The sequence below is a fragment of the Massilia mucilaginosa genome, assembly GCF_011682145.1.
Classification (GTDB): domain Bacteria; phylum Pseudomonadota; class Gammaproteobacteria; order Burkholderiales; family Burkholderiaceae_D; genus Telluria_A; species Telluria_A mucilaginosa.
On record NZ_WHJH01000399.1, the window covers coordinates 1 to 225 of the forward strand.

Here is a 225-nt window from a genome sequence, read left to right on the forward strand (position 1 = left end):
GATTCGTCAGCACTTCCCCGATACGCATATTCTCGTACGTGGCGACGGACACTTCAGTGGCCCTGAATTAATGGGCTTGATCGATGGGATGTCGAACATGGACTTCATTTTCGGTTTCGCCTGCAACCCCAAGCTCCTTGCGATGGCCGAGCCGACCAGACTTCGCGCCATCGACCGGTGGGTGGCTGCGCAATCGCAAGACGTGGTACCCAATGCGGTGCGTCT

At 57.3% G+C, this 225-nt stretch carries 1 protein-coding gene; it reads left to right on the forward strand.

The window, feature by feature from the left end; translation table 11 throughout:
• Positions 1–225, forward strand: a 225-nt coding sequence (locus F2P45_RS36680) for a transposase (protein ID WP_229505464.1), incomplete at both ends; no start/stop codon positions are given.